Genomic DNA, 25049 nt, shown 5'->3' on the forward strand with positions numbered 1-25049 from the left:
CCGCATACCCGTGGGGTGGGTGTGGCAGGCTGAATCGGTGGTGGATCGGTCATTCGGGGACATGTCGCTTGCCGAGTTGTACGACGGACTCAATCCGTGGGGTGCGGGGGACGACTTCTATCTGGACCTGGTGATGGCCGCGCGGGCCGTGCTCGATGTGGGGTGCGGTACCGGGAAGTTGCTGCACCGGGCCCGAGGCGAGGGACACGGGGGGCGCCTGACGGGGATCGATCCCGCCGCCGCCATGCTCGTTCAGGCGCGCCGGCGGGAACCCGGTGTCGAGTGGGTGCTCGGGGAGTTGCGGAGTGCGGCCTGGCGCGCCGAGTTCGACCTTGTCGTGATGACCGGGCACGCGTTCCAAGTCCTGGTCCAGGACGAGGAGTTGCGCTTCGCGCTGCGTGCCGTGCGGGACGCGCTGACGCCCGGCGGGCGGTTCGTGTTCGAGACGCGGAATCCGGCGGCGCGCGCCTGGGAGAGCTGGACACCGGACCGGGCCCGCCAACTCACCGACGCGGACGGCAGTGTCGTAAAGGTGTGGCACGAGGTCGAGACCGTGCCGGCCGCGGAGGACCGGGTGACGTTCACCGAGACCTTCGAGGGTGGGTGTTGGCCACGGCCTCAGGTGAGCCGGTCGACCCTGCGGTTCCTGGACTGCGGCGCCCTGTCGGAGTTCCTCGCCGGGGCCGGGCTGGCGGTCGTCGAGCAGTACGGCGACTGGGAGCGGGGACCGCTCACGGCCGCGAGTCCCGAGATCATCACCGTGGCACGGCCGACGCACTGAGCCCGGGCACCCCAACTCGGGGGTGCCCGGGCTCAGTTGGGCCCTGTAGGCCGATCAGCCGTGCTTGGCGCGGCTCGCGGAGCGGCCGCGCTCCTTCTGGTCGAGGACGACCTTGCGGATGCGGACGGCCTCCGGGGTCACCTCGACGCACTCGTCGTCGCGGCAGAACTCCAGGGACTGCTCCAGGGAGAGCTTGCGCGGCGGGACGATCGCCTCGAAGGAGTCGGCGGCGGCCGAGCGCATGTTGGTGAGCTTCTTCTCCTTGGTGATGTTCACGTCCATGTCGTCGGCGCGCGAGTTCTCGCCGACGATCATGCCCTCGTACACCTCGGTGCCGGGGTCGGTGAACAGCACACCGCGCTCCTGGAGGTTCGTCATCGCGAAGGCGGTGACGGCGCCGGCGCGGTCGGCGACCAGCGAGCCGTTGTTACGGGTCGTCAGCACACCGAACCACGGCTCGTGGCCCTCGTGGATGGAGTGGGCGATGCCCGTGCCGCGCGTACCGGTGAGGAACTCGGTACGGAAGCCGATGAGACCGCGGGACGGGACGACGAACTCCAGGCGGACCCAGCCCGAGCCGTGGTTGGACATGTTGTCCATCCGGCCCTTGCGGACGCCCATGAGCTGCGTGACCGCGCCCATGTGCTCCTCGGGCACGTCGATCGTCATGCGCTCGACCGGCTCGTGCACCTTGCCGTCGATGATCTGCGTGACGACCTGCGGCTTGCCGATGGTCAGCTCGAAGCCCTCGCGGCGCATCTGCTCGACCAGGATGGCCAGCGCCAGCTCACCGCGGCCCTGCACCTCCCAGGCGTCGGGGCGCTCGGTGTCGAGGACGCGCAGCGAGACGTTACCGATCAGCTCGCGGTCGAGGCGGTCCTTGACCTGACGGGCCGTCACCTTGCGGTCCTTGACCGCCGACTTCGCCTGGGCGCCCTTTCCGGTGCCGCCGCGGCCGACCAGCGGCGAGGTGTTCGTACCGATGGTCATGGAGATCGCCGGCTCATCAACCGTGATGAGCGGCAGCGCGATCGGGTTCTCCGGGTCGGCCAGGGTCTCGCCGATCATGATGTCCGGGATACCGGCCACGGCGCAGATGTCACCGGGGCCCGCCATCTCGGCCGGCTTGCGGGTGAGCGCCTCGGTCATCAGGAGCTCGGTGATGCGCACGTTCGACATCGTGCCGTCGCGCTTGATCCACGTGACGGTCTGGCCCTTGCGCAGCTCGCCCTGCTCGACGCGGAGCAGCGCGATACGGCCGAGGAAGTTGTCGGCGTCCAGGTTGGTGACGTGCGCCTGGAGCGGGGCCTCCTCGTCGAACTGGGGGGCCGGCACGTGCGACAGGATCGTGGAGAAGAAGGGCTCCAGGTTGTCGCTGTCCTGCGGGACCGTGCCGTTCTCCGGCTTGGTCAGCGAGGCGACGCCGTCCCGCGCACACGCGTAGACGATGGGGAACTCGATCTGCTCCTCGTCCGCGTCCAGGTCCAGGAACAGGTCGTAGGTCTCGTTGACGACCTCGTCGATCCGGGAGTCGGGGCGGTCCGTCTTGTTGATGCAGAGGATGACGGGCAGGCGCTGCTGGAGCGCCTTGCGCAGCACGAAGCGGGTCTGCGGCAGCGGGCCCTCGGAGGCGTCGACGAGCAGCACCACCGCGTCCACCATCGACAGACCGCGCTCGACCTCGCCACCGAAGTCGGCGTGGCCCGGGGTGTCGATGATGTTGATGGTGATGACGTCTCCGCCATCCTTCGGGTGGTACTTCACGGCCGTGTTCTTGGCCAGGATCGTGATGCCCTTCTCACGCTCCAGATCGTTCGAGTCCATCATGCGGTCGTCGAGCGATTCGGCGGCGTGCGCGGCGAAGGCACCGGCCTGCTTCAGCATGGCGTCGACGAGGGTCGTCTTCCCGTGGTCGACGTGGGCGACGATGGCGACGTTGCGGATGTCGTGGCGCGTGGCCATATTGCGGCGTACTCCCGGAGAGTGAGGAAGGCCTGCGCGTACGTCTGTGTTACGCGGACCCTGCCGGGCTGGACACGCCACGGCCTTACCCCATCGTACGTGGCGTACGGGGAAGGGGCCTCCGCAGGGCCTTACGGGCGGCGGCGGGAGGGGTCAGGCGGACTCGCCCGCCGCCGTTCCGGCCGGGCACAGCCGCAGCCCCGCGCTACGGCCGGCAGCGCCGTCGGAGGTCTCGGAGCAGGGCAGGAACCCCTCACCGACCGTCTCCCAGGTCAGCACATGGCCTCGCACCGGCGCGTTGTACCCACAGGTGTAAGTGAAATCGGCCTCAACCAGGCCGATCCATCCCCAGGAGTAGTACGGGCCCTCCAGATCCCCCGTGTCCTCGAAGTACTGGGACCGCTCGGGCCGCACCACCTCCGACGGATCGGCCAGGGGCTCGTCCGTCCTGAGCCGGTCGCCCAGCGCCTCGACCACGCGGGCCGCGCCGACGCCCCTGGGCACGTGGGGCACGGTGACCCGGTAGACGGTGTCGTCGACGGGCTTCAGGCTCGACTCGTAGTGCTCGGTCCCCTTGGGGAAGGTGACCGGGTCCGCGAGCGCGGTCACCTTCTGCCGACGCTGGATCCCGGACCACTGGTACGTCCCGTGCGCGCAGATCGTGGCCGCCCCGGCGGTGGATCGCCCGTCGTCAGTGGCCGCGGCTCCGCAGCCGGCCGTGCCCAGCATCACCACCGCGGTCAGCGCCGCACCCCAACCCCGCACAACCCACCCCCGTACGACAACCGCCGCCCCGCTTCGGAAGCGGGACGGCGGCCGTGCTCGTCATCTGCGGTGATGCTAGCCCTTGGACGGGCTCGCCGAGGGGTGGGCTCCCTTCTTCAGGAACCCCATGTCCTCGTAGACCGGCGTCTGGAAGCCGAAGGAGCCCGCGTTGACGATGGTTTTGCGGGCCGCGGTGAGCTGGGGGCGCTGGTAGAGGGGGATGGAGCCGGCCGCGGCCCAGATGCGGGCGTCGGCCTTGCGGACGAGGGCGGCGGACTCGTCCTCGTCGAGGGTGGAGGCGGCCTGGTCGAAGAGCTGGTCGACCTGGTCGGTGCCGACGCGGGTGTAGTTCTGCTCGACGTTCAGGGAGCCGTCGGCTGCCGGGACCGGCTTGGCGAAGATCGGGCGGGCGTCGGTGGCGGGGTAGGCGGACGCGGGCCAGGAGTAGAGGGCGAGGTCGTACTGGCCGGACGCGATGTGGTCCTTGAAGTAGCTGTCGTCGGAGACCTTGGTGATCTCGGTGCGGATGCCGACCTTCTCCAGCATGCGGGAGATGCTGTCGGCGACCGCGCTCAGCGACTCCGAGCCGGTGCCGGAGGGGAGCACGAAGCGCAGGGTGAGCGGCTTGCCGTCCTTGGCGAGCGTGCCGGTCTTCGCGCCGGCGGGGGCGGCCGTGCCCTTCGGGGCGTACGCGCCGGGCGCCCCGCCCTGCTTCACCTTGCGGCCGTCGTACTGCTTGCCGTCGGCGAGGTGCTTGGAGCCCTCGTCGCCGTGCCCGTGCTTCTTGGTGTGGTCCTGCGGGTCCTTGTTGTCCTCGCCGACGATGTACTGCCCGTCGGAGCCGCCCTCCGACGCGGCATCGTCGTCGGACTTCTTGCCCTTCTTGCCCTCGGCGCCGGCCGCCTTCTCCCCCTTCTCCTTGACCGGTCCGCCGGCCACCCAGCCCGCGTCGGTGAGCAGCGCCTGCGCCTCCGCGGTGTCGTGGTCGCCGAGCGCGCCGCTGTTGTCGGCGTACGCGGCCTGCCCGGAGAGCGCGAGGTGGCTGCCGACCGGTACGGCGGGCAGGCCCAGCGGAGTGAGGACGACCTTGGCGAGTGCCTCCCGGTCGAGCGCGCGGGCCACGGCACGCCGGACGCGCTCGTCGGCTAGCGGGCCCTCGGAGCCGTTCAGGGCGAGCTGCGTGTAGGCGGGCTCGAAGGAGCGGCGGACGGTGAAGGCCCTCAACTCGTCCTGCTGGCGCAGGTACTTGGCGAGCGCCTTGCGCTCCTTCTTGCTGAGCTTCTTCTTCTCCTTGGGGCTCTCGCCCTTGTTCTCGTCCTTGTTCTCCGTGTCGCCCGTGGCGCTCGCGCTCGCGCCCTGGAGCGGGGTGCCGGTGCCCTTGGCGCGGCCCGCGAGCGCGATCCGGCTCGCGTCGGCGGGGTCGACGGCGGCCAGGTCGACCGTGCCGTCGGCGAGCGCGGCGGCCCGCTTCTCCAGTGGTACGGCGGCCAGCACGATCTGGGAGAGCTTCGCGGGCCTGCCCCACCAGTGCGGGTTGCGGGCGAGGACGATCTCCTCGTCCTTGCGGTCGACCTTCTGCAGGGCGAACGCTCCGGCGGTGACCTTCAGTTTGCGGCGCGCCCCGTCGTTGAAGGCGTCCGGGGTACCCATGACGTCCTTGGGGTACAGCGGCGAGAACAGCGACTTCCAGTCGGCGTAGGGCCTGCTGAAGGTGACCTTGACCTCGAGGTTGTTGGCGCCGCGCTCGATCTTCTCGATGCGGTCGTAGCCGGCGTTGCGGGCGGTCCAGTACGCGGAGTCCTTGCCGGACAGGGCGCGCCACTGGGCGGCGAAGTCGGCGGCGCCGATCTCGCGGCCGTCGCTCCACACGGCCTGCTGGTCGAGCTTGTAGAGGACGACCTGCTTGGGCGAGGTGTCGACGACCTTCGCGGACTCCAGGTAGTCGGCGTCGCGCTGCGGGCGGCCCTGCGCGTCGAGCCGGAACATGGCGGGCAGGACGGCCTGGGCGACGCGGGTGGTGGCGTCGTCGGCGTCCGACTGGAAGGCGTTGAGGGTCTCGGGTACGTCGTCGACGGCCCAGCGCAGGGTGCCGCCGTCGGCGACCAGGTCACGCGCGACGGGCGCGATGTCCTGTGCGGCCAGCGGCTTGCCCGACGCGTCCTCGGAACTGCACGCCGAGAGGATGGGCACCGCGAGCGCGCCCGCGGTGAGGAAGGCGACCGAGCGCATGACCGCGCGCAGTCCGACGCCGTCGTGGGACATCACTGCTACCTCCGGTAAGCCGCGGGCTTCTGATCACTTTTGGTGGTATATGGAGCTGATCAGATCTATGCGGCCACTGAAGAGGAAACGGTTCGGCCCTGTGGGGCGACACGGCGAGGGGCGCCGGGAAGCCCACCCGTGCGGCGCAATGTTCGAATCTGCCCCCGTACACACCAACGCACCCCGGCCAATCCGTGCACACCGCTTCCCACCGGCAGGTGTGACGCGCAACACTCGCAGGCGCATGAACGTTGCCGTCCAGGGCCGAGGCCCGCGGAAGTGAGGTCACGTCATGTCCGTGCACGACGAACTGACGTCAGTACAACGCTGTCTTGAAGACCTGTTCAGGTCGGTGGGACGGCTGGAACAGCAATTCGGCAGCGGCGGCCTGGAGATGCGCAGGGTCAAAGCCGACGCCGACCGCCTGCGCGAGAGCGTCGCGCTGCTGCGCGACGCCGCACCAAGGATCGAGCGCCCCCGGCGCCCCGATCTCGTCCCCATCCCCGACACCCCCTACGACAACACCCTGTGGACGGACACGGACGACGAGGGACTCGGCGCCCATCACGGTCCCGGCCACTGAGCGTCCCTAGAAACCGACCGGAGTCCTGACTTGGCCACTGGTACGGAACCTCATCCGAACAGCGGCGGCGTACGCACCGGTACGCGCGCCGCCATCGACGCCCCGCATCTGCGGACCGACCGCTGGTGGCTGGCCCCGGCCGTCACCGCCGCCGGACTGCTCGCCTTCGTCGTCTACTCGACCTGGCGGGCCTTCGCGGACTCGAACTACTACTCGGCGCCCTACGTCTCGCCGTTCTACTCGCCCTGCCTCGCCGAGCGGTGTGGCACCATGCACGCGGGCCCGAACGCCGACCTCTTCGGGAGCTGGTGGGGCATCTCCCCCGCCATCATCATCCTGATCTTCCCGCTCGGCTTCCGCCTGACCTGCTACTACTACCGCAAGGCCTACTACCGCGGCTTCTGGGCCTCTCCGCCGGCCTGCGCGGTGGCCGAGCCGCACAAGAAGTACTCCGGCGAGACCCGCTTCCCGCTGATCCTCCAGAACGTCCACCGGTACTTCTTCTACGCGGCCCTGCTGGTGGCGGGCACGCTCACCTACGACACCGTGCTGACCTTCCGCGACGAGCACTACCACTGGGGCCACATGGGCCTGGGCACCCTCGTCTTCGTGGCCAACATCGTGCTGATCTGGGCGTACACCCTCTCCTGCCACTCCTGCCGGCACATCGTCGGCGGCAAGCTCAAGCACTTCTCCAAGCATCCCGTGCGCTACAAGGCCTGGCAGTTCGTCGGGAAGCTGAACAACCGTCATATGCAGCTCGCCTGGGCGTCGTTGATCAGCGTGGCGCTCGCGGACTTCTACGTGTACCTGGTCGCCTCCGGCGCTTTCAACGATCCGAGGTTCTTCTGATGTCCGTGGTCGAGCGACAGGAGTGGGACGTCGTCGTGGTCGGTGCCGGTGGCGCCGGTCTGCGGGCCGCCATCGAAGCGCGCGAACGCGGTGCCCGTACGGCGGTGATCTGCAAGTCGCTGTTCGGCAAGGCCCATACGGTGATGGCCGAGGGCGGCATCGCGGCGGCGATGGGCAACGTCAACTCCGGCGACAACTGGCAGGTCCACTTCCGCGACACCCTGCGCGGCGGCAAGTTCCTCAACCAGTGGCGCATGTCCGAGCTGCACGCGAAGGAAGCCCCGGACCGGGTCTGGGAGTTGGAGACCTGGGGCGCCCTCTTCGACCGCACCCAGGACGGCCGGATCTCGCAGCGCAACTTCGGCGGCCACGAGTACCCGCGCCTCGCCCACGTCGGCGACCGCACCGGACTCGAACTGATCCGCACGCTCCAGCAGAAGATCGTGTCCCTCCAGCAGGAGGACAAGAAGGAGACCGGCGACTACGAGTCCCGCCTGAAGGTCTATCAGGAATGCACGGTCACACGGGTGTTGAAAGACGGCAGCCGTGTCTCCGGGGTCTTCGCCTACGAGCGCGAGACCGGCCGCTTCCTCGTCCTGGAAGCGCCCTCCGTGGTGATCGCGACCGGCGGGATCGGCAAGTCCTTCAAGGTGACGTCCAACTCGTGGGAGTACACGGGCGACGGCCACGCGCTGGCACTGCTCGCCGGAGCGCCCCTGCTCAACATGGAGTTCGTGCAGTTCCACCCGACCGGCATGGTCTGGCCGCCGTCCGTGAAGGGCATCCTCGTCACCGAGTCGGTGCGCGGCGACGGCGGGGTGCTGCGCAACTCCGAGAACAAGCGGTTCATGTTCGACTACATCCCCGACGTCTTCAAGGAGAAGTACGCCGAGTCGGAGGCCGAGGGCGACCGCTGGTACGAGGACCCGGACCACAACCGCCGGCCCCCCGAACTGCTCCCGCGCGACGAGGTCGCCCGCGCCATCAACTCCGAGGTGAAGGCGGGCCGCGGCTCACCGCACGGCGGGGTCTTCCTGGACGTGTCGACCCGTATGCCGGCGGAGGTGATCCGGCGCCGACTCCCGTCCATGTACCACCAGTTCAAGGAGCTGGCCGACGTCGACATCACGGCGGAGGCGATGGAGGTCGGGCCGACCTGCCACTACGTGATGGGCGGCATCGCGGTCGAGTCGGACACGGCCGCCGCACGCGGGGTACCGGGACTGTTCGCGGCCGGTGAGGTGGCCGGCGGCATGCACGGCTCCAACCGGCTGGGCGGCAACTCCCTCTCCGACCTGCTGGTGTTCGGCCGCAGGGCCGGCTGGCACGCGGCGGACCACGCGGCCGACCTCGCGGACAGCCGCCCGCTGGTCGACGACACCGAGGTGGACCTCGCGGCGGCGGAGGCACTGCGCCCCTTCTCCGCCGAAGGGCCGGAACCCGGCAAGGAGAACGGCCGCCCGCCGGAGAACCCGTACACCCTCCACCAGGAACTCCAGCAGACCATGAACGACCTCGTCGGCATCATCCGCCGCGAGGGCGAGATGGAGCAGGCGCTGGAGAAACTGGCGGATCTTCGGGTACGGGCCCGCCGGGCGGGAGTCGAGGGCCACCGGCAGTTCAACCCGGGCTGGCACCTCGCGCTCGACCTCCGGAACATGCTGCTGGTCAGCGAGTGCGTGGCGCGGGCCGCGCTGGAGCGCACCGAGTCGCGCGGCGGACACACCCGCGAGGACCACCCCGGCATGAACCGCGACTGGCGCCGCATCAACCTGATCTGCCAACTCACCGATCCCACGGGCGGTTTGGGCGCAACGGACCCGGTGGCCGCGCAGATCGCCCTGACCCGTGAGACGACCGACCCCATCCGCGCCGACCTGCTCGCCCTCTTCGAGAAGGAAGAGCTGGTCAAGTACCTCGCCGAAGAGGAGCTCTACGAGTGAGCAGCTACGAGGCCCGCTTCAAGGTGTGGCGGGGGGACGTCAAGGGCGGCGGCCTGGAGGACTTCGAGGTCGAGGTGAACGACGGCGAGGTGATCCTCGACATCATCCACCGCATCCAGGCCACCCAGGCCTCCGACCTCGCCGTGCGCTGGAACTGCAAGGCGGGCAAGTGCGGTTCGTGCTCGGCGGAGATCAACGGGCGACCCCGGCTGATGTGCATGACCCGCATGTCGGTGTTCACCCGCGAGGAGACGATCACCGTCACCCCGCTCCGGGCCTTCCCGGTCGTCCGCGACCTCGTCACGGACGTGGGCTTCAACTACCAGAAGGCCAGGGAGGTTCCGGCGTTCGTACCGCCGCAGGGCGTCGCCGCCGGCGAGTACCGGATGATGCAGGAGGACGTCGACCGCTCGCAGGAGTTCCGCAAGTGCATCGAGTGCTTCCTGTGCCAGGACACCTGCCATGTCGTCCGTGACCACGAGGAGAACAAGACGGCGTTCGCCGGACCCCGATTCCTCATGCGGGTCGCGGAGTTGGACATGCACCCGCTGGACGCGGCATCCGAGAGCGGCCTGGACCGCAAGAAGACCGCCCAGGACGAACACGGCCTCGGCTACTGCAACATCACCAAGTGCTGCACCGAGGTCTGCCCCGAGGGCATCCACATCACGGACAACGCGCTGATCCCCTTGAAGGAAAGGGCGGTCGACCGCAAGTACGACCCGCTGGTGTGGCTGGGGTCGAAGATCAGGAGGCGTTCTTCGTAGGGGCCCCGGATTCCCCGGATTCCCCCGGTTTCCAGGCGGCCTGCTGGACAAAGATCCCGGCGATCATCACCAACGTGCCGGCCATCGCGAGGAGCCCGTGCGAATGGGGGCTCGGATACGGACCGAAGAAGATGAACCAGGCCAGGCCCGCGTCGCTGACCAGGATGCCGTAGCCCCACAACCTGGGGCGCGCGATGCTGCGTCGGCGGACGAGCGGGGTCCAGCCGCGCGTGATCGCGCCGACGCCGACGACGGCGAGCACGGCGATCAGCAGCACGGCCACGGCCACTTCGACGTCACTCATGTCCACTCCGTGAGAGACAGCGCCTGCTGGAGGTTGTGTTCCGCGATGCCCCGCATGAACTCGGGGTCGTGGAAGTCACCGACGTCCAGGAGGCGCAACGGGCCTGCCACCAGGGAGAGATGCATGGCCAGGCGGTAGAGGTGGAGCCGGTCCTCGTCCAGCCCTTCGGTGCGCAGGGCTTCGTAGTGGTGGCCGAAGCGCAGACGGAGGAAGACGTGCTCCCATTCGACGTCGAAGTACATGAGGCCTTCGATGTCGATGAGGGCGAGGTCGCCGTCGGCGGTCACGCGGACGTGGTCGCCGCCGAGTTCGCCGTGGATGAGGGCGGGGGGCGAGGTGCGGGGGCGGACGCGGGCGGCCAGGGCCCTTACGGCGTCGGCCAGTTGGGGGTGGGCGGCGGCTGCGCGCGGGTCGCGGGCGGGGAGTTCGTCGAGGTCGCCCAGGGCGCGGGCCACGACGAGCTCCTCGCATGAACTCCCGTACGAGGAAACGCCGTTGTCGACCACCGCGACCTTGCCGAAGCGCGGGCCCGTGCAGGTGTGCAGGGTGGTGAGGAGGGCCGCCATCCGCTCCAGGGCCTTCGGTGCGGCGGCCGGGTCGCGGTCCAGCAGGTCCTCCAGGGTGCCGCCCGGGAGGTCCTCGACGAGCGCCGCGTCCGCCGGGAGGTGAGTGTGGGTGGGGTCGGCGTGCAGGAGCCGGGGCGTGCGGACACCGGCCGCGGCGAGGCGGTCGGCCGCCGCCGTGAAGAGGGCGAGGCCGGAGGCGTGGGAGAAGGGGTCGCGTGGGTCGCCGGGGCCGGCGTCCCAGAGGTCCTCGTCCGCTGACCAGACGTAGGCCACCGCGGTCGTACCGTCCTCGAAGACGAGGCGGTAGACGCCCTTCTTCGAACCGCCCCGGATGCGGGTGACGGTGGTCGGGACGCGGCCGAGGGCGGCACGGGACAGCGGGGCCAGGTCGGTGCGGGTGAGGGTTCTGCGGGTGGCGGTCACCGGGGCGTGGGATGCCGGCGGGCGCGCGACTGGCACACGAAGCCGAGGACGATCAGGGCGAAGCCCAGTAGTCCGAAGAAGTCGACGGCCGTCAGCCACCGCAGGGACCATTCCGTCGCCAGGCCGGCGGCCGTCAGCAATCCGCCGCATCCCCACAATCCCGGTTGCACGACATGGACCCGCAGCCGCCGCGGGAGCCAACCGGTCGTCAGCGCGATCGCTCCGGGTACCGCCACCAGCACACAGGCCAGCGCGCCGAGCACCGTCCACAACATGGCCCACCCCCTCCAGGCTCGACGGATCATCGCACCCCGGGCTGTGAACAGCACCCGTTTTACATCGAGCAGTCATCCGGTCTGGGAAGTGAGCAGTTCTCGGGCGGACGGTGTCGGTACGCGCCTCGGCCGGGCGGCTCGGTGGCTCAGTAGAGCGCGTTCTCGATGCTGCTCTGCCAGTAGGTGACCGTGGCGGCGCTGTTGAAGTAGACCCCGTGGTGCGGCAGCTTCAGGGTCTTCTCCGGGCCGACCGAGCCGTCGAGCGCCCGGTTGGCGAAGAACACGCCGAGCGTCTTGGCCTTGTAGCCCCCCACGCCGTCGGGCGTGGAGGTGGTGATCCCCGCGTAGGCGGACCTGCCGGGCTTCACGGTGACCACCGACTGCGGGACGGAGTCCTCGTCCCAGCCCACCGCGGCCTGGGCATCGGCGCCGGCCCGCAGGTACGGGGCGCCGTAGGCGTAGCAGGGCTTGGTGCCGGTGTTGGTGGCCTTCAGCAACAGGTGGTTGACCGGCCGGGTCACCGGGCTGACGGTCACCTTCATGTGGGCCGTGGTGCAGGCCTTGATCGCCGCGGCCCGCTTGGGAGCGGCGTCGGCCGACTGGGCCGCCGCCTGCACACCGGCCGCCGCGAGGACGGCGACGAGGACGGAGGGGGCGAGGGTACGAGCGGTGCGGCGGCTGAGGATACGCATGACGGACTGCCTTTTCTGTGGATGCCGGTTCTGTGCCGGCTCTGCGGATGCCCGGAGTACGGCGAGCGGCGGTTGCCGGAGTGCGGCGAGTGCTGCCGGGGCGGACGGCCCAAGACTGTGGGCACGGTCGTCCCAGATGCGAGGCCGACGGCCGATTACGGGACGCTGGAACACCGGAACGCCACCTGACCTGCGAATTCCCCCGAAGCCTGGAACGCCGACTGGAATACGGCGTACGGTGCCGGCCCGTGTGAGTGGCAGGTGAGGCAGGGCGAGGGCCGGGTCCCTGTGCGCGGGGCCGGTCAAGTGAGCGGCGAATGGTCCGGGAAGTGAGCAGTCGGCGCGGCGACGCTCGGCCCCCTGAATGCCTCGTAAGGCCGACGCATGCACGCCGTGGTGTGCGGGCCCCCACCCATGCCCACGGCGACTGGCACCCGGCCGACCGGGTGCGCCGCTATTGACCCTCCGTCATGTCCTGTCGCACAAAAAAGAGTTGGAGGCTCAGCGCACCCAACCCTCCCGGTACGCCGTCCAGTCCGCCTCCGTCGCCGCGAAGTCCACGTACAGGGCGACACCGAAGTTCGCGCGGTCCGCGTCCGTGCGGGACAGGCCGAGGCGTACGCCCCGGACGGCGGCGGGGACGGTCTCGGCGGCGCCCCGGTGGCCGAACCGGTTCTCGTGGTAGAAGGGCAGGCCCATGAGGAGATCGGTGGAGTCCGGGGTGACCTCCAGGGCGAGCGAGGTCTGCTGGGCGACATAGCCGCCGTAGAGACTCTGCAGGGGCTGCATCGTGTCGTACGACATCACGGCGATCTGGTCGACCCGGCGGGCGACCTGACCGAAGTACGCCTGCGACCACCACTTGGGGTGGTTGGTGACGGTGCCCCAGAAGGAGTGGAAGGCGGGGAGCGGGTCGATCTGGTGGGCGGCGACGGAGAGTTGGGCGTTCCGGGACTCGGTGACGTCGTGCAGCCGGTCGAGGAGGTCGAGGTAGTCGCGGTCGCCGGAGTGCAGGGGTTCGAGGTCGAAGTGGGCGCCCTCGAAACCGGCGTCGAGGATCTGGCGGGTGGAGGCGACGATCGCGGTCCGGGTAGCCGCCCGTTGCAGCCGCAGACCGTCCGGGCTCTCGGTGGCGAGCTTGTCCCCCAGCCAGGCCTGCACGCGTACGCCGGGCAGCGCACGGTGGACGGCCTCGATCAGCCAGGTGGCCCTGGGGTAGTCCGTCTCAGGGAGGGTGCCGTCGTGCTCCAGGGGCCCCGAATGGACGTACAGATCACGAATACCGGTCCCCTTCAGCCGCCGGGCCAACGCGGTCACGTCCGCGTCGGTCTTCCGCCCGTCCACCCAGGCGTGGCCCAGCCAGATCGCGTCCTGGTTCCTGGTGCGGGCGCCGTCCGCGGGGTCACCGGTGTAGTTCACGCGGAGGGCGATCTCGGCGGCGAGGACGGGGAGGACCAGGAGGAGCACGAGCGCGAGGGCGGTACGGCGGGTCCAGCGGGCCCACTTCCTTCCCTGCGGCGGCGCTTGTGGAGGTATATCGCCGTCGGCGACCTCAGGACCCTCGTCTCTCCCGGTACCCGTACCCGTACCCCCTGCGTGTTCCGTCACGGCGTCTCCCCTCCCGTAGCCGTACCCCGCACCCCACCCGTCACCGGCACACCCCCACGTCCCGCCCCGGTCGCGCGTCCGTAATCCTGCTCATACGCTCCGAAATGTGACGTCATCCTTGATACGCGGCCGGCCGCGACGCGCGGCCTCTCACATATCCGTGCGGGTGGCGCATGCCGTGCTGGGCGGTGCGGCCGGGGTCGTGTGGCTGGTGTTGCCGGTGATGACGATCAACGCGGAGGTTCCGGTTGCGGCCACCCGGGCCGGGCCCGTCGCGGAGCGGGACGCCGCCGCCGGGCAGGCGGCCGACGGGACGTCCGCCGCCGACCTCGTCCTGCCGCTCGTCGCCGTCGGCGGCGCGGGGATACTCGCGGGGTACGGGTATGTACGGCGCACCCGTAGGGCCCGTACCCGTACGACTCCCGGGGTGGTGTCACCCGGGGTACCGCCCGTGGTGTCGCCCCGGCCCCCGGTGACCCCACTGCCCGTACTCGAACGGCAGGCCGGTGCCGCACTCGTCCAGGCCGACGACTGCATACGCACCAGCCGGGCCGAACTCGCCTTCGCCGAGGCCCGGTTCGGGCCGGCCCTCGTCGAACCGTTCCACCGGGCCCTGCACGAGGCCGAGCGCGAACTCGCCGCCGCGTTCGCGATACACCTGCGCTACGGCCGGGGCGTCCCGGAGGTTCCGGGGGTCCGCGCAGAGGAAACGGCCCGGCGGCAAGCCCTCGCCGGCATCGTCGGACGGTGCGCCGAGGTCGGACGGCGCCTGGACGCCGCAGCCCCGGAGTTCGATCGACTCCGGGCGCTGGAGCGGGAGATGGGCGAGGCGCTGGAGGTCGCGGAGGGCCGGTTCCGTGAACTGACCGGCCGTACGGGGGCGGTGGAAGCCGAACTCGCCGACCTGCACGCGCACTTCCCGGCCTCGGCCACCACCACAGTCACCGGATACGTCGAACAGGCCAAGGACCGCCTGGTGTTCGCCACGACCCATCTCAACCAGGCCCGCCAGGCAGCCGACTTGGGGCGAACCGAACAGGCGGTGCGCGACCTCCGCGCCGCCGAGGGCGCCATCGGCCAGGCCGCCACCCTCCTCACCGACGTCGACGAGCTGGCCGACTCCCTCGCCAGAGCCACCGAGTTGATCCCGCCCGCGCTCACCGGCGCGGAGGCGGTGAGGACCCGGTCGGCCACCGGGACGGCGAACGGCGGCGCGCCCCGCTCCCTCCTGGCCGACACCGACGCCGCCCTCGCCGCCGTACGGGAGGAACTGACCGGCGACCGTCCGTACGACCCTCTCGCCGCCCTGCGGAGCATCGTGCGGGCCGCGTCGGCGCTGGGCGCCGGGCAGGACGGGGTGCTCGGTGCCGCCGCGTGGCTGGTCGGCCGGGCCGACGTCCGGGCGGCGGACGACTTCGTGGCGACGCACCGGGGTGCGGTGGGCGCCGGCGCGCGAACCCTCCTGGCGGAGGCGGAACGCCTGCTCGACACCGACCCCGCCGCAGCCGCCGAACCCGCCCTGGCAGCCCGGGAGTTGGCCGAACAGGACGTCCGCGTACACGGCAACCCCTACTCCGGCACCACCGAGCACACGACCGGAGCCGTCCTCGGCGGAGTCCTGCTCGGCGAGAACCCGGACGGCGGACCCCCGCCCGCCTTCGGCGGACCGGGCACGAGGAAACGCGGGGAACCCGACCCGAGTGAGTCCGCCTCCAACTCCGTCAGAACAGACTGAGCAGCGCCTCCGCCGGATCCACCATCCCGGTCTCGCCGTCCGGCAAGGGCAGTTCGAACCAGACCGTCTTGCCGCGTGGGGTCCGGCGTGAGCCCCAGGCCGCCGACAGGAGGCCTACCAGCTGTAGGCCTCGGCCACCCTCGTCCGTGTCGCGGGCGCGGCGGCGGCGCGGCTGGACGAGCCCGGCATCCCAGACCTCGCACACCAAGGTGCGGTCCAGCAACAGCCGTAGCCTGATCTCGCCCTCGCCGTACCGGAGCGCGTTTGTCACCAGTTCGCTGACCAGCAACTCCGTTGTGTCGATGAGGGGTTCGAGGTCCCAGGACTGGAGGCGGGCGCGTGCGTACTCGCGGGCGCGGCCCACGCTGCGGGGCTCGCGCGGGAGGGTCCAGTCGCCGACGGAGTCCTCGGGCAGGCCCTGGACGCGGGCCATCAGCAGCGCGATGTCGTCCTCGCCGTGGTGGGTGTCGAGGGTGCTGAGGACGTGGTCGCAGACGTCCTCCAGGTCGCGGTGGGTCTCGGCGTTGAGTGCCGCCGCCGTGACCGGACGGCCGTCGTCCGCCGGGCGGTTGGGGTCGGTGAGGGCGCCCACGAAGGCCTGGAGGCCCTCGTCGAGGGGGTGATCGCGGGATTCGACCAGTCCATCCGTGTAGAGCGCCAACAGTGCGCCTTCGGGCAGTTCGACCTCCACCTCCTCGAAGGGCTCGCCGCCGACGCCGAGCGGCATGCCGGGCGGCACGTCGAGCATCAGCGCCGCCTCGCCGGGTTCCACCAGGACCGGCGGGAGATGGCCCGCGTTGGCGAAGGTGCACCGCCTGGTCACCGAGTCGTAGACCGCGTAGATGCAGGTCGCGAGGTACACCTCGGAGAGGTCGGCCTCGCGGGGGCGGCGGGCGGCCCGGGTGGCCTGCTGGACGCCGCCGGGGGTGCCGAGCCCGCGCGCGATCTCGTCCAACGCCGAGAGGACTTCGGCCGGTTCGAGGTCCAGGAGGGCCAAGGTGCGGACCGCCGTGCGCAGTTCGCCCATCGCGACCGCCGCGCGCAGTCCGCGGCCCATCACGTCACCCACCACCAACGCCGTGCGGTGGCCTGGCAGTTCGATGACGTCGAACCAGTCGCCGCCGACCTCCGTCGCCGCGTTCCCGGGAAGGTAACGACACGCGATGTCGAGGCCGGAGGCCTCCGGGTCGCCGGGCGGGAGGAGCGACCGTTGCAGTATCAACGCCCGCTCGTGCTCACGGCGGTACAGGCGCGCGTTGTCGATGCAGACGGCGGCCCGTGCCGCCAGTTCCACCGCGAGATCCCGGTCCCGGTCGCCGAACGGCTCGCTGCCCTTCGTACGGGCGAACTGCACGAGTCCCACGACGGTGTCGTGGGCGACCATCGGCACGGCCAGCGTGGACTGGACCGGGCCGTTCTCCTCGGCGGGGACGTACTGCGGGCGGGCGGTGCGCAGGGCGTCCGCGCAGGGCGAGTTGAAGGGGTAGTGGTGGACCGCGCCCACCGTGACGGGTGCGCCGCCGCCGGCGAAGGGGGCGTCGGAGACCGCGCTGGCGAAAGCCACCCGGCGCACCTCCGCGCTGCCGTCGGCCCGGCCGGGCGGGGTCTCGTCGCCGGCCAGGAGGCCCTGGTAGAGGTCGACGGTCGCCAGGTCGCAGAAGCCGGGGACGACGATGTCGAGGAGTTCGCGGGCGGTGGTCTCCAGGTCGAGGGAGTTCCCGATGCGGGCGCCGACCTCGTTCAGAAGGGCGAGATTGCGCCGCGCGGAGGCGGCCTCGCGGGCGGCGGCGCGGCGGGCGGTGACATCGGTGCCGAGCCAGGCGATGCCGATGGGGCGCCCGCTGCCGCTGTGCACGCGGTACAGGTTGATGGACCAGTGCCGGCGCTCCTCGGAGCCGGGCACGAGGCCCGTGACATGCATGTCCGTTATCGAGTTGCCGGTCTCCAGGACCCGGCGCAGGGTCGCGGTGACCCGCTCGGCCTCGGGGCTCTGCAGATAGTCCTGGACGCCCCTGCCTCGGTGGTCGTCGGGGGTGCCGCCGAAGGTGTTGGCGATCTGCTGGTTGGCGCGCCGGACCCGCAGGTCGGGGTCGATCAGCAGGAACCCGAACGGAGATTGACCGAATATCGACTGCGAAGCGGCGAGATCGGTCTCTATCCGGCGCAGGATCCGGACGTCGACGACGATACAGACGGCGGCCCGCTCGCCCTCCTCGGTCCGGGTCGGCATCACATAGACCTCGGCGAGGCCCTCCTTGCCCGGATCGCCCTCGGCGCTCTCCGGCACCCGGAAGGGCACCACTCCGGTCCACTCCCGGCCGTCCAGGATCTCGGCCATCTTCCGCTGGCCGCGCTCCCGCAGCGCGGGGTCGACGAACGCCTCGATGGGGTCCATGCCGACGGCGTGCTCCGTGGGGATGCCGAAGAGCTGCTCGGCCCGCAGGCTCCACTGGTCGACGAGCCCGTCGGGGCCGATGGAGAAGGAGGCGACCTTGATGTAGTCGTAGATCGAGCCGGGCGGGCTGCTCTGCCACATGGCGTCGCCGACGGACATGGCGTCGGCGGAGGGCACGTCGGCGAAGCCCACGGCCTCAGCCCTCGCGCCGCCCGACGGGTCCTCGGACTCCGTGGCCTTCGCTGGTATCTCGCTCACGCGAACCGTCCCCTCCAGCTCACCGCGTCCGGCACCGGTCACCGGGGGCGGCTGCCCGCAGTATCCAGCACTACGGCGCCCCACAACACGGTGTTCACGATCACAGGACAATCCCGATGCATTTCGGACCTGCCCGCGACAACACTCCCAGTCTTCTAACCAGCGGACACGCAGTCGAACCACGCCGATCGACAACCGTCACAGGCCTTGACCAATCGATGGACACCACTGTCCGGTCCGTACAGGAGCGTGCGCCCGCGCACCGGCCCGGGTCCATCACGGCACCTCGAGTTCGAACCACACCGTCTTGCCCGTCTCCCCGGGCCGGGTGCCCCAGCGGACGCAGGCGTCGGCGACCAGCTGGAGGCCGCGTCCGCTCTCGTCCTCGGGGCGGGCGACGCGCTCGCGCGGCGGGTCGGGGAGCGGGTCGGAGACCTCGACGAGCAGGACGCCGCCGGGGCGGGCGGGGCGCACCAGGCGGACGCCGATGGGGCCCGTGGCGTGCCGCAGCGCGTTGGTCACCAGTTCGCTGACCAGCAGCGCGGCAATGTCGGCGAGGGCGGTGAGGTCCCAGTCGCGCAGCTGACCGCGGACGGCCGAGCGCGCGGTGCGGACGGCTCCGGGGTCGGCGGGAAAGGTCCACTCGGCGCAGTCGCCTTCGGTGTCGATCAAGCCGATCACATCCCGGGGCCGGCCCAGCACACCCATGTCCGATTTCATGGGGTTAATGGGCACATACCCGATATCAAGGGCCCGGTACCGTCCCGGAGGGCGCACTGTGGCACGAACGGCGTACACCGATCCCGGCGCACTCCACCACCTCGCGCCCCACAGGAATCCGGTGCGCCCGTCCGCCACGAACTACGGCGGGTTCCGCACACCCGGCTCGTCCCGGCCTACGACGGGTTCAGCGCGCCCCGGCGTCGAGCAGCGCCAGCGTCTCCCGTACGGCGGGCACGTCCTGGTCGAGCCAGTCGACGCTCCAGACGTCCGCGGGGGCGAGCCAGCGCAGCTCGTCGTGGTCCTGGAGGGCAAGCGGGCGGGGCGAACCGGGGAGCAGCCGGGCCGTCCAGACCTGGAGGACGTACGGCGGCTTCAGCGACCACTCCCCCGGGACGCGGGCGACGGTCTCGGCGTCGACGCCGAGTTCCTCGCGGAGTTCGCGCACCAGCGCGGCGTCGGGGCGCTCGCCGGGCTCCACCTTGCCGCCGGGGAGTTCCCAGCGGCCGGCCAGTTCGGGGGGTGCACTGCGGCGGGCGGCGAGCAGCCGGGCGCCGCGGCCGTCACCGTCGTCGCCGAAGTCGCCGTCGAGGTCGTCGTCGAACAGGGCGGCTCCGACCACCACGATCCGTGTCGTCATGCGCCGGAGCCTACGGGGTGCGTCAGTTGCGGGTGGCGTCCCCGTTCTGCCCGATCCGCTCGACCCAGTAGAGCTGCTTGTGCTTGCGGTCGTCGAGGCTGTCCGCGATCTTCTGGGCCTCGGCGCGGGTGGCGTACCTGCCCACGCGGTAGCGATTGCCGTTGTCGTCCTGCCGTATCACGAGCCAGGGAAGAGTGATCGTGCCGTCGTTCATCGCGCCCCTCCGCTTCCCGCTCGCGGTTCGTGCCGTGCCCCACCCCATAAGGAAACCGCAATCCGCATATGCCGGAGCCTACGCCTAACCTTCACGCAGCGAATACGGCTTTTCACAAAGAGGTACGCAACCAGCCACGACGGAGGGGGCGCACGACAACGAACGCGCCGTTGACGCACCTCGATGCATCCGGTCGGAGGCACGCTACAGGTCCTGTGAGCGACCTGCGAGAAAGACCGGAATGCAACGGCCCCAAAGACAGGGCGGATTGACCGGTTCCGGCGACAAGTGCCGGGAAAGTTGCGCTACTTCATCTGGAATGCGCCCAACTCGCTACTCAGCGCGCTACTTCACGGGAAGTCGGTGCATTGCCTCACGGGCAGGCGGTGGGCGATCACTTCACGGGCAGGTGGTAGGCGATCCGGTAGCGGTCGGCCGGGACCACCACGTCGGCCGTCTCCACCGCGCGCCCCGAGGCGTAGTACGTGCGCTGGATGACGAGGACCACATGCCCGGGGACACCGCCCAGCGCGAGCAGTTCCTCGGAGAGGCCGGGCCGGGCGCCGACCTCCTCCGTGACGTTGTCCACGACGACGTCGATGGCCCGCATCCGCTCGACGACCCCCATGCCGCCGAGCGGGCCCTCCTCGGGCAGCATCACGGGCGTACGGCCGGTCACGGCGAGGGGTTCCCAGGACGTGGAGAGCATCATCGTCTCGCCGGCGTCCCGGAACACGTACTTCGTGCGCATCACGCGCTCGCCGGCCTGGAGGCCGAGCCGCTCGGCGATCGCTCCGCCGGCCTCGGTCTGCTCGCTGCTGGACTCCCAGGTGCCGCGCGCCTCGCCGTCGGCCTGCTCCTGCCGGAACGGTGTCGCGCCGGCCGGCGGCCGGAACCCGGAGCGGGCGATACGGCGCGGCACCGGACGCTCGCGCACATACGTCCCCGAGCCGGAGCGGCCCTCGACCAGACCCTCGGCCATCAGCACCTTGCGCGCCTCGAGAGCGACCGTGTCCGAGACGCCGTACTCCTCGCGGATCCTGGCCTGCGAGGGCAGCCGGGTGTGCGGGGGCAGCCTGCCGTCGACGATCTTCTTGCGGAGATCACCCGCGACGCGCAGATACGCCGGCTGCTCACCGAATGTCACTGGCCGCTCCCATCAGGTTGTACAGACAGCAACAGCCTGGCAACCGTGGGTTGTGCCATGCAAGCAAAGGCCAGAGAATCACTCGATGTGATGACTTGTGCCCGGCGTGGGCTTTACCCAGGCAGTTTCTCCCCGCTATAGAGGCCCTCACACCTCCAGACCGGTATCGCCTCCTCCGCTGTCCCCTCCGCTGTCGCTGTCGTCGTACGGCGGCGGGGTCGTGGCGAGCCCCAGAGCCTTGCGGGCGGTGACCGACAGATGGGGGTCGATGAGCTCGGCGCCCTTGTCGTAGTGCCCGTAGAACTCGTCGGCGTCGGAGGCCCCGGCCGCCTTCGCCCACTGCTTCTGCGCCGCCCGCAGGTCCTTGACCAGGTCCGCGACCGGTTTCGCGGCGGCACTCGGCCACTGACGGCCTTCCAGCAGATCGGCCTGCCGGGTCAGCGCGGTCGAGACCCGGCCCGCCCATGCCCTGTGCCCCGGCAGGTCGTCCTCGACGTACTGCGCGTCGGGCGCCGAGTCGAGTGCCGCGTTGAGGACGTGGGCCGCCTTCAGGTACGCGACCTGGTCCGCGTCGAGGGTCGTGGCGTCGTTGCGCAGCGAACCGCCGGGCAGACTCGCCTCCTCGTCCCTGTTGCCGAACGCGCAGGTGATCTCGCGGTCGCCCAGGCTCCAGCTCTCCGCGGTCGGGGTCACGTAGTAGATGTCCACGTCGTCGGGCACGGCCCAGCCGTCCATCGCGTAGGAGTCCTGGAGCGCGTAGCACCGGTCGTCCGCGGTGGCCGTGACCTTCTTGTCCCCCGGGTACGAGTCGCCGCTCAGCCGCACCACGGCGAACACCTCGCCGTCGTGCTCGCCCGCGCAGGACACCACGTCGAAGTCGTAGGCCATGCCCTCCAGCGAACCGCTGGGCGCGTCGAAGCACTGGCCCTTCCCGGGGGAGGCGCTCGCGCTGTTCCCCCCGTCGACCTCGACGTCGTCGAAGAAGCCGGTCGCCGCGCCGGCCACTCCGAGCGCCCACAGCACCAGCCCGCACGACGAGAGCACGATGCCGGCCACCGCCATGCCCCGGCCGCGCTCGCCCCGCTTCTTCGTCTGGTTCAGCCCGATCAGCCCGAGGACCAGACCGACGCCCGGTATGCAGCAGAGGATGCCGAGCACGAGGGCGGCGATGGACATGCCGTTGAGGGGCGCGGGGTTGTTGTACGGGCTGTAGCCCTGGGACCAGGTCTGGTAGGGCTGGGGCCCGTAGGGGGCGTACGGGGGCGGGGGACCTTGGGGGTACGGGGTGTACGGGTTGTACGGGGGCTGCGGCTGTACCCCGTAAGGGGGTTGGGGCTGTGCCGTCCCGTGGGTGTCCTCCGGCGGCGGGGCGTACGGGTTGTACGGGGTGGCGGGCGCCTGGGGGAGAGGAGCCGGGCCCGGGGGCTGGTCCTGGGGGCCTTCGTGGTCCGGCGGCGGGGGTATGGACACGGGTACCGTGCTCCTGGTTCAGGCGGGGGATCTTCGGCGGGCGGGCTTCGCCGCGGAGCCGGAGATCTTCAGGTGCGGAACTGATGTACGACTCGCGCATGTTAAGCACGAGGTGACCGGGGGCGGAATGCGGGTTTCTAAGACGACGGTCCGGGCGGTGAACGCGCTTGCCGCGCGCTGGGCCGGGGCCGCCTGCGGGGGCACGGTGTTCTCGGCGGCCGGGGTGTGGCCGCTGCTGGCCCTGCTCGCGGACGGCGCCGAGGGAGCGGCAAGGGCGGAGCTGGCGGACGCGGTGGGACTGCCGGTCGGCCAATCGGCCGCCGCCGCACGGGAGTTGCTGGCCGGGCTGACGGCGATGCGCGGAGTCGACGCGGCGCTCGGGCTGTGGACGAAGCGGACCGTGGAGCTGCGCGAGGCATGGGCGGCGGGGCTGCCCGCCGAGGCGCACGGAGTGCTCACCGGGGACCCCGAGGCCGACCGCGCGGCCCTGGACGCGTGGGCGGCGAAACGGACCGGCGGACTGATCGAGCGCATGCCGCTCGCGCTGACGGACGCCACCGAACTGGTGCTGGCGAGCGCGCTGGCCCTGCGCACCGAGTGGCTGCGGCCGTTCACCGAGGTGCCGTTGGAGAGCACGTACTGGCGCGGCCGGGTCCTGCTCGGCCTGCGCCGCGAGACCGCCCTCCTGGACCGCGTCGGCGTCGCGGACACACCTGACGGCCATGTCACCGAGCTGAAGGTCCTGGGCGACGCGGCGATCGACGTCCACCTCCTGCTCGGGGAGGAGCGGATGACACCCGCCCAGGTGCTGGGCGCGGGCGTGGGAATCCTGGACCGCCGTCATCCCGTAGTACCCGGGGACCAACTCCCCTACGGAGACCCCGGACCGGGCCTGCGGGTGGAGCGGACGCGCTCCACCCGCCCACGGCCGCCCACCCTCGACGTCACGACGGTCGCGTACGACCTGACCGCGCGGCACGATCTGCTGCGCCTGCACCGCCTGTTCGGGCTCACGACGGCACGGGACTCCACGCGCGGCCACTTCTCCGGCATCAGCCCTTCCCCGCTGGCGATCGGGTCGGCCGAGCAGGCGACGACGGCGAGGTTCGGCGCGCTCGGCTTCCGCGCGGCGGCGGTGTCGGCGGTCGCCGCCGTCCCCGGCGGCCTGCCCGACCTCCGCCATGTGACCACCACCGTCACCGCCCGCTTCGACCGCCCCTTCGCCTTCCTCGCCCTGCACCGCCACTCACGGCTGGTGCTGGCGGCCGGCTGGGTCACGGAACCGGAGCCGTTCCCCGACGACCAGGGCTGATCATCCGGTGCCGGGGCGGCGAAGATAGCCTTCACGTGCGCGATCTTGCGCTACGGCACGGACGGGGGCGGAATTGGGAGCGGTCCGGGGAACGGCGGTTCAGGGCACGGCGGTCGGGGGGACGGCGGTCGGGGGGACCGTCGACGCGGTGAACCGGCTGACGGCGCGCTGGGCGGACACGGCGACCGGTGGCACGGTGTTCTCGGCGGCCGGGGTGTGGCCGCTGCTCGCGTTCCTAGCCGACGGGGCGTGGGGCGCAGCGCGGGCGGAACTCGCGGACGCGGTGGGCCTGCCCGCCGACCAAGCCGCCCCCGCCGCACGGGAGTTGCTGACCACGATGGGGTCGATGCCCGGACTGCGCTCCGCCCTCGGCCTGTGGACCAGGCACGACTTGGCCCTGCGCGAGGAGTGGCGGAGCGGACTGCCCGCGGGCACGCACGGAGTCCTCACCGACGATCTCCCCGCCGGACAGCGGGCGTTGGACGCGTGGGCGGCCGAGCGGACGGGCGGGCTGATCGAGCGGATGCCGATCGCCCTGGACCCGGGCGTGGTGATGGTGCTGGCGAGCGCGCTCGCGCTGCGCACCGAATGGCCGCGCCCCTTCGAGGAGTTGCCGCTCAGCCCGGACGCCGGCCCCTGGCAGGGGCGACGCCTCGCGGGCCTGCGCCGCACCGGCGTCCGCCTCGACCGGGCCGGCGTGACGAACGGCCCGCACGGCTACGTCACCGAGCTGAAGGTCCCCGGCGACAACGGCATCGACGTCCATCTCCTGCTCGGCGAACAGCGGATGACCCCCGGCCAGGTGCTGGGCACGGGCGTCGCCGCGCTGGCCCACCAGGTCACCGTGGTCCCCAGCGGCCAACTCCCTTACGGCGACGTGGGACCGGGCCTGCGCGTCGAACAACAGCGGTGCGCCACACCGCGACCGCCGGAGCTGTCCGTGACGACGGTGGCCTATGACATCGGCGCGCGGCACGATCTCCTCGACCGGCACGGCCTGTTCGGGCTCACCACGGCCATGGACACCGGCGACGGCCACTTCCCCGGCATCAGCCCCGACCCGCTCGCCGTCGGGAAGGCCGAGCAGTCGGCGGTGGCACAGTTCGGCGCGCTCGGCTTCCGCGCGGGAGCGGTGACCGCGGTCGCGCCCCGCTACGGCGCCGGTTCCCGACCCGATCTCCGCTGCACGACGACAATCGTCACGGCCCGCTTCGACCGCCCCTTCGGCTTCCTGGCCGTACACCGCGAGTCACGTCTCGTCCTGACAGCGGGGTGGGTGACCGAGCCGCTGCCGTATCAGGGGTAGGGAGGGCTCGGGGCCGGGTGCGCCCCGTACGTGGTAATCCCCCGCGCGTTTCCCGCCCCCACCCCACGC

Annotated in this window: 22 protein-coding genes; 8 read left to right on the forward strand and 14 right to left on the reverse strand. The window is 71.1% G+C overall.

Annotated features, from left to right (window positions below; all coding sequences use genetic code 11):
* The first annotated feature begins 37 nt into the window (after nt 1–37).
* Nucleotides 38–781, forward strand: a complete 744-nt coding sequence (locus ACQHII_RS17475; protein ID WP_427920165.1) for a class I SAM-dependent methyltransferase — start codon at nt 38–40, stop codon at nt 779–781.
* Between the two features lie 54 nt (nt 782–835).
* On the opposite strand, the gene typA is transcribed toward ACQHII_RS17475, so the two are convergent.
* The 3 genes from typA to ACQHII_RS17490 all read right to left on the reverse strand — a co-directional run bounded on the left by typA (nt 836) and on the right by ACQHII_RS17490 (nt 5770).
* A complete protein-coding gene (typA, locus tag ACQHII_RS17480) occupies nt 836–2743 on the reverse strand; it encodes a translational GTPase TypA (RefSeq protein ID WP_427920166.1) in 1908 nt (635 codons plus the stop codon).
* A 153-nt stretch (nt 2744–2896) separates the two neighbouring features.
* Nucleotides 2897–3508 carry a hypothetical protein gene (locus tag ACQHII_RS17485; protein ID WP_427920167.1) on the reverse strand — a complete coding sequence of 204 codons (612 nt, stop codon included), beginning with the start codon at nt 3506–3508 and terminating at the stop codon, nt 2897–2899.
* Nucleotides 3509–3583: 75 nt separating this feature from the next.
* Nucleotides 3584–5770 (reverse strand): ABC transporter family substrate-binding protein, encoded by a 2187-nt coding sequence (locus ACQHII_RS17490; RefSeq protein WP_427920168.1) that lies wholly within the window; start codon nt 5768–5770, stop codon nt 3584–3586.
* A gap of 292 nt (nt 5771–6062) precedes the next feature.
* Here ACQHII_RS17490 and ACQHII_RS17495 point away from each other — a divergent pair, with 292 nt between their 5' ends.
* From ACQHII_RS17495 to ACQHII_RS17510, 4 genes are read left to right on the forward strand one after another with little or no spacing between them, the layout of a single operon-like run.
* Entirely contained in the window at nt 6063–6353 is a 291-nt protein-coding gene (locus tag ACQHII_RS17495) for a hypothetical protein (RefSeq protein ID WP_427920169.1), read from the forward strand.
* Nucleotides 6354–6383: 30 nt separating this feature from the next.
* Complete coding sequence (locus ACQHII_RS17500; protein WP_427920170.1) at nt 6384–7205, forward strand: hypothetical protein; 822 nt, start codon at nt 6384–6386, stop codon at nt 7203–7205.
* Nucleotides 7205–9148, forward strand: a complete 1944-nt coding sequence (locus tag ACQHII_RS17505; RefSeq protein WP_427920171.1) for a fumarate reductase/succinate dehydrogenase flavoprotein subunit — start codon at nt 7205–7207, stop codon at nt 9146–9148. The genes ACQHII_RS17500 and ACQHII_RS17505 overlap by 1 nt, the downstream gene beginning before the upstream one ends.
* On the forward strand, nt 9145–9915 hold the full coding sequence (locus ACQHII_RS17510) for a succinate dehydrogenase/fumarate reductase iron-sulfur subunit (RefSeq protein WP_427920172.1): 771 nt from the start codon (nt 9145–9147) through the stop codon (nt 9913–9915). Before ACQHII_RS17505 ends, ACQHII_RS17510 begins: the two co-directional genes overlap by 4 nt.
* Here ACQHII_RS17510 and ACQHII_RS17515 read toward each other — a convergent pair.
* The 5 genes from ACQHII_RS17515 to ACQHII_RS17535 form a co-directional block, all read right to left on the reverse strand.
* Nucleotides 9896–10219 carry a hypothetical protein gene (locus ACQHII_RS17515; protein ID WP_427920173.1) on the reverse strand — a complete coding sequence of 108 codons (324 nt, stop codon included), beginning with the start codon at nt 10217–10219 and terminating at the stop codon, nt 9896–9898. The two genes, ACQHII_RS17510 and ACQHII_RS17515, sit on opposite strands and share 20 nt — an antisense overlap.
* Nucleotides 10216–11208: a phosphotransferase family protein gene (locus ACQHII_RS17520; RefSeq protein WP_427920174.1), complete on the reverse strand. Its 993-nt coding sequence runs from the start codon at nt 11206–11208 to the stop codon at nt 10216–10218. The genes ACQHII_RS17515 and ACQHII_RS17520 overlap by 4 nt, the downstream gene beginning before the upstream one ends.
* Entirely contained in the window at nt 11205–11483 is a 279-nt protein-coding gene (locus tag ACQHII_RS17525; protein WP_427920175.1) for a hypothetical protein, read from the reverse strand. The genes ACQHII_RS17520 and ACQHII_RS17525 overlap by 4 nt, the downstream gene beginning before the upstream one ends.
* Before the next feature lie 146 nt (nt 11484–11629).
* Nucleotides 11630–12175, reverse strand: a complete 546-nt coding sequence (locus tag ACQHII_RS17530) for a DUF4232 domain-containing protein (protein ID WP_427920176.1) — start codon at nt 12173–12175, stop codon at nt 11630–11632.
* 501 nt (nt 12176–12676) lie between these two features.
* Entirely contained in the window at nt 12677–13783 is a 1107-nt protein-coding gene (locus ACQHII_RS17535) for a hypothetical protein (protein ID WP_427920177.1), read from the reverse strand.
* 223 nt (nt 13784–14006) lie between these two features.
* Here ACQHII_RS17535 and ACQHII_RS17540 point away from each other — a divergent pair, with 223 nt between their 5' ends.
* Entirely contained in the window at nt 14007–15518 is a 1512-nt protein-coding gene (locus tag ACQHII_RS17540) for a hypothetical protein (RefSeq protein WP_427925335.1), read from the forward strand.
* Here the strand turns inward: ACQHII_RS17540 and ACQHII_RS17545 are convergent.
* From ACQHII_RS17545 to ACQHII_RS17570, 6 genes are all read right to left on the reverse strand, one after another.
* Complete coding sequence (locus ACQHII_RS17545) at nt 15505–18171, reverse strand: SpoIIE family protein phosphatase (protein WP_427920178.1); 2667 nt, start codon at nt 18169–18171, stop codon at nt 15505–15507. The genes ACQHII_RS17540 and ACQHII_RS17545 overlap by 14 nt on opposite strands.
* A gap of 276 nt (nt 18172–18447) precedes the next feature.
* Complete coding sequence (locus ACQHII_RS17550; RefSeq protein WP_427925336.1) at nt 18448–18879, reverse strand: ATP-binding protein; 432 nt, start codon at nt 18877–18879, stop codon at nt 18448–18450.
* A gap of 199 nt (nt 18880–19078) precedes the next feature.
* Entirely contained in the window at nt 19079–19531 is a 453-nt protein-coding gene (locus tag ACQHII_RS17555) for an NUDIX domain-containing protein (RefSeq protein WP_427920179.1), read from the reverse strand.
* Nucleotides 19532–19553: 22 nt separating this feature from the next.
* A complete protein-coding gene (locus ACQHII_RS17560; protein ID WP_019072018.1) occupies nt 19554–19745 on the reverse strand; it encodes an SPOR domain-containing protein in 192 nt (63 codons plus the stop codon).
* Between the two features lie 394 nt (nt 19746–20139).
* On the reverse strand, nt 20140–20892 hold the full coding sequence (locus tag ACQHII_RS17565; protein WP_019072017.1) for a GntR family transcriptional regulator: 753 nt from the start codon (nt 20890–20892) through the stop codon (nt 20140–20142).
* A 147-nt stretch (nt 20893–21039) separates the two neighbouring features.
* A complete protein-coding gene (locus ACQHII_RS17570; protein WP_427920180.1) occupies nt 21040–22362 on the reverse strand; it encodes a DUF4190 domain-containing protein in 1323 nt (440 codons plus the stop codon).
* 127 nt (nt 22363–22489) lie between these two features.
* Here ACQHII_RS17570 and ACQHII_RS17575 point away from each other — a divergent pair, with 127 nt between their 5' ends.
* Nucleotides 22490–23674: a serpin family protein gene (locus ACQHII_RS17575; protein ID WP_427920181.1), complete on the forward strand. Its 1185-nt coding sequence runs from the start codon at nt 22490–22492 to the stop codon at nt 23672–23674.
* A gap of 148 nt (nt 23675–23822) precedes the next feature.
* Nucleotides 23823–24980 (forward strand): serpin family protein, encoded by a 1158-nt coding sequence (locus ACQHII_RS17580; RefSeq protein WP_427920182.1) that lies wholly within the window; start codon nt 23823–23825, stop codon nt 24978–24980.
* The last annotated feature ends 69 nt before the right edge of the window (nt 24981–25049 follow it).

This window comes from Streptomyces sp. cg40 (assembly GCF_050320165.1).
GTDB classification, from domain to species: Bacteria; Actinomycetota; Actinomycetes; order Streptomycetales; family Streptomycetaceae; genus Streptomyces; species Streptomyces hokutonensis.

Coding starts and splice junctions, on each gene's coding strand:
- ACQHII_RS17525 (WP_427920175.1), bottom strand. CDS start 11,483: ATGTTGTGGACGGTGCTCGGCGCGCTGGCCTGTGTGCTGGTGGCGGTA.
- ACQHII_RS17555 (WP_427920179.1), bottom strand. CDS start 19,531: ATGACGACACGGATCGTGGTGGTCGGAGCCGCCCTGTTCGACGACGAC.
- ACQHII_RS17495 (WP_427920169.1), top strand. CDS start 6,063: ATGTCCGTGCACGACGAACTGACGTCAGTACAACGCTGTCTTGAAGAC.
- ACQHII_RS17560 (WP_019072018.1), bottom strand. CDS start 19,745: ATGAACGACGGCACGATCACTCTTCCCTGGCTCGTGATACGGCAGGAC.
- ACQHII_RS17530 (WP_427920176.1), bottom strand. CDS start 12,175: ATGCGTATCCTCAGCCGCCGCACCGCTCGTACCCTCGCCCCCTCCGTC.
- ACQHII_RS17540 (WP_427925335.1), top strand. CDS start 14,007: ATGACGATCAACGCGGAGGTTCCGGTTGCGGCCACCCGGGCCGGGCCC.
- ACQHII_RS17490 (WP_427920168.1), bottom strand. CDS start 5,770: ATGTCCCACGACGGCGTCGGACTGCGCGCGGTCATGCGCTCGGTCGCC.
- ACQHII_RS17575 (WP_427920181.1), top strand. CDS start 22,490: ATGCGGGTTTCTAAGACGACGGTCCGGGCGGTGAACGCGCTTGCCGCG.
- ACQHII_RS17515 (WP_427920173.1), bottom strand. CDS start 10,219: ATGAGTGACGTCGAAGTGGCCGTGGCCGTGCTGCTGATCGCCGTGCTC.
- ACQHII_RS17505 (WP_427920171.1), top strand. CDS start 7,205: ATGTCCGTGGTCGAGCGACAGGAGTGGGACGTCGTCGTGGTCGGTGCC.
- ACQHII_RS17550 (WP_427925336.1), bottom strand. CDS start 18,879: ATGGGTGTGCTGGGCCGGCCCCGGGATGTGATCGGCTTGATCGACACC.
- typA (WP_427920166.1), bottom strand. CDS start 2,743: ATGGCCACGCGCCACGACATCCGCAACGTCGCCATCGTCGCCCACGTC.